The organism is Candidatus Acidiferrales bacterium (assembly GCA_036514995.1).
Lineage (GTDB): Bacteria > Acidobacteriota > Terriglobia > Acidiferrales > DATBWB01 > DATBWB01.
Genome location: DATBWB010000072.1, coordinates 1 through 3,254, shown reverse-complemented (window position 1 = coordinate 3,254; position 3,254 = coordinate 1). Strand labels below are relative to the sequence as shown.

Below are 3,254 nucleotides of genomic sequence, written 5' to 3'. Positions count from 1 at the left end.
AGGGTGGCGAAGGCATGCCGGGCATCCCCATGCCACCGCCACGCCCGCCCGTCACCGTCCACTTCCCGCCCTCGCGCCGCAACGAATAATGGAAGCCCATCATGCCTTCGCCACCCTTGGTCTTGAACGTGATGTCAGCTTCGGCGGTATCGCCGCTGATCTGCACCTGGGTGATTTCCATCGTCATCTGGTCCCAGGCGAGGCCGGGACGAGTCTTCAAATAATTTTCAATCGCGATGCGAATTTCAGCCTGCGGCACCGCGTCGGATTTCTTGCACGCGGCAATCGAGACGGCGCTTAAGAGGCAAACAACTATGGCAACCCTGCGCAACACGGCTTCCTCCTGAAAATCAAAACCCATGCGGCCCCGACGCTCCATGGCTCCGGGCAGCAGAACCCCGTACCATGCGGTACGGGGCAGGCCGGAACGTTAGCTGAATCCTGAAGTGCTGTCAAAGGGTTCACCCTGAAGGGGTTGCTCTGAAGGGTCGAGGAAAGTTGTAGCCGCAAAGTAGAAATGTCCGTTCGGGTGGCGCATGCATCCCGCAGAGGGAGAAGTATGCGATTGCCGGCGTTCCATAATTGACTTCACCCCACAATGTCATGCTGAGCCCCGATTCATCGGGGCGAAGCATCTGCTTTTGCCGAGGCAACCGCTACAGAATTGACTTCACGGAACGGCTGGGATAGTTTCGGGATGCTTTGCAGCGCCGGAGACGCGTCCCGGCAGGTCGGGACGTGCCGGAGCGGCTATTCATGCTGGATTTGAACTTTGTTCGGGAACATCTCGAGCTGGTGGAGCGCAAAACGACTGAGCGCGGCATGAAAGTGGATTTCCATTCCTTTCGCACGCTCGACGAGCAGCGGCGCCGCGCCATCACCGAAGCCGAAAAACTCAAAGCCCTGCGCAACAAGGCCAATGAAGAGATCGGCGCGCTGCGCGCCCGCGGCGAGGACGCCTCCGAAAAGATCGCTCGCATGAAGGAAGTCTCCGACCGCATCAAGAAATTTGACGAGGTCATCCACGCCTACGACGACAGCCTGCGCGAATTCCTGATGAGCGTGCCGAATGTGGCGCACGAATCGGTTCCGGCGGGGAGCTGCCCGGAACAGAACCTCGAGGTGCGCCGTTGGGGCGCGCCGCCGAAATTCGATTTCCCGCCCAAGCCTCACTGGGAGGTGGCCGAGCGGCTCGGAATCCTTGACCTGCCGCGCGCCGCCAAGATTGCCGGAGCGCGTTTCGCCCTCTACCAGGGAGCCGGCGCGCAACTCGAGCGGGCGTTGGCCGCCTTCATGCTCGACCTCCATACCCGCTCGCACGGCTACACTGAAGTCTTGCCGCCGTTCATCGTCAATTCGGCGTGCCTCGTCGGCACCGGCAATCTGCCGAGATTTGCCGCTGACCTGTTTCATCTCGAGGCCACCGACTACTGGCTCTCGCCCACCGCCGAGGTGCAATTGACGAATCTTTACCGCGACGAAATTCTGGAACCCGACCGGCTACCGATCAAGCTGACCGCCTGGACAGGCTGTTTTCGCTCGGAAGCCGGCGCGGCCGGCAAAGAAACCCGCGGCATCATGCGCCAGCACCAGTTCCAAAAGGTGGAGCTGGTGAAGTTGACAAGGCCTGAGACGAGCTTCGACGAGCTCGAATCGCTGGCGCGCGATGCCGAAGAGGTCTTGCAACAGCTCGGGCTCCACTACCGCGTCACGATGCTCTGCACCGGCGACATGGGCTTTGCCTCGGCCAAGACCTACGACCTCGAGGTCTGGCTGCCCTCGACCGGCGAATTCAAAGAGATCTCTTCCTGCTCGAACTGCACATCTTTTCAGGCCCGCCGTGCGAGTATCCGCTACAGGCCGCAGCCCCGGGGCAAGACCGAATTTGTCCACACCCTGAACGGCTCCGGCCTCGCCATCGGCCGCACCTGGCTCGCCTTGATTGAGAATTATCAGCAGCCGGATGGCGCCGTTATCGTGCCGGAAGTCTTAAGACCCTACATGGGCGGATTGGAAAGAATCACAGGCTGAGATCTTCGCCTCGATCTTGCTCCGCCTCCGGGCAAAACTCAGAAGGGCGCTTCCGATTGCCCTAATCCGGCTCCTGGCTTTTCCTGCTCCTGGCTCTGCCGTCTCTGTGCCTCTGTGGTGAACTTTTCTTCCCGGCTTGACACCCGCGACACCCTGATCAACGATCCCGTCAGGCCCCGGTACTTCGGGGCGGGAGCCCTAAGCGGTGTCCAAGATGGCCGAAATTCTGCCTCCGTTGAAGACCGAGACAAGTCCCGGCTCCCGCTTGCCTCCGCCTGTCTTCCACGACCCCAAGCACCACATCAAAATCTTTCAGGGTGACTGCCTTGAAATTCTCCCCGCTATCCCTGAAGGCTGTGTGGATTTAATCTTCGCCGACCCGCCCTACTTCCTTTCGAACGACGGCATCACCTGCCACGCCGGCCGGATGGTGAGTGTCAACAAAGGCCAATGGGACCGCTCGCGCGGCGCGTACGCAAACCACGAATTCAACCGTGCCTGGCTCGCCGCCTGCCAGCGTGTGCTCAAGCCCAACGGCACCATCTGGGTCAGCGGCACCGCTCACGTGATTCATTCCGTCGGCTTTGCCATGCAACAGCTTGGCTTCAAGCTGCTCAACGACATTTCCTGGGTGAAGCCCAATCCTCCGCCTAACCTTTCTTGCCGCTACTTTACCCACACCACCGAAACCATCATCTGGGCCGGCAAGAACAGGAAAAGCAAGCACACCTTCCACTACAAGCTGATGAAACAGCTCGCCGGCGGCAAGCAGATGAAAAGCGTCTGGCAGATTCTCCCGCCCGACCGTGAGGAGAAGCGCTTCGGAAAGCACCCCACGCAAAAGCCTGTCGCCCTGCTCGAACGCATTCTCTTGGCGTCGCCGAACGAGGGCGACATCGTCCTCGATCCCTTCATGGGCAGCGGCACCTCCGCCATTGCGTGTCTCGGGCTTCGGCGATTCTTCTGTGGGCTGGAAATCGAGGAACAGTTCCTCGGCCTTGCCCTGGCAAGAATCTTCGGTCAACTCGTGGTCGTCATCTTCACTGCTGAGTCATTTCAAATTGATCTTGATCTCTTTGGCGTTTTTGTGGATCGATCAGCAGGAAGCGGAGATTCCCCCCTGATGGAAGTCAGTACCACCTCGAAGCTGGTGCACCGGGAGAGAAAGTTCTTCTTTGTCGGTTCGCTCCAGCGCGAGGTTGTGTACTCTGTGGTTGCGGAAT

Annotated in this window: 3 protein-coding genes; 2 read left to right on the top strand and 1 reads right to left on the bottom strand. The window is 59.8% G+C overall.

Translation table 11 applies throughout. From position 1 onward, the window contains the following. A partial coding sequence (locus VIH17_05350) for a hypothetical protein (GenBank protein HEY4682661.1) occupies positions 1-361 on the bottom strand: 361 nt, incomplete at its 3' end. 395 nt (positions 362-756) lie between these two features. Between VIH17_05350 and serS the strand changes: the two genes are divergently transcribed. Both serS and VIH17_05340 read left to right on the top strand, forming a co-directional pair. Next, positions 757-2,031, top strand: coding sequence for a serine--tRNA ligase (serS, locus tag VIH17_05345; protein HEY4682660.1), 1,275 nt, complete (start codon positions 757-759; stop codon positions 2,029-2,031). Between the two features lie 214 nt (positions 2,032-2,245). Further along, on the top strand, positions 2,246-3,254 hold a 1,009-nt coding region (locus VIH17_05340; protein ID HEY4682659.1), incomplete at its 3' end, for a site-specific DNA-methyltransferase.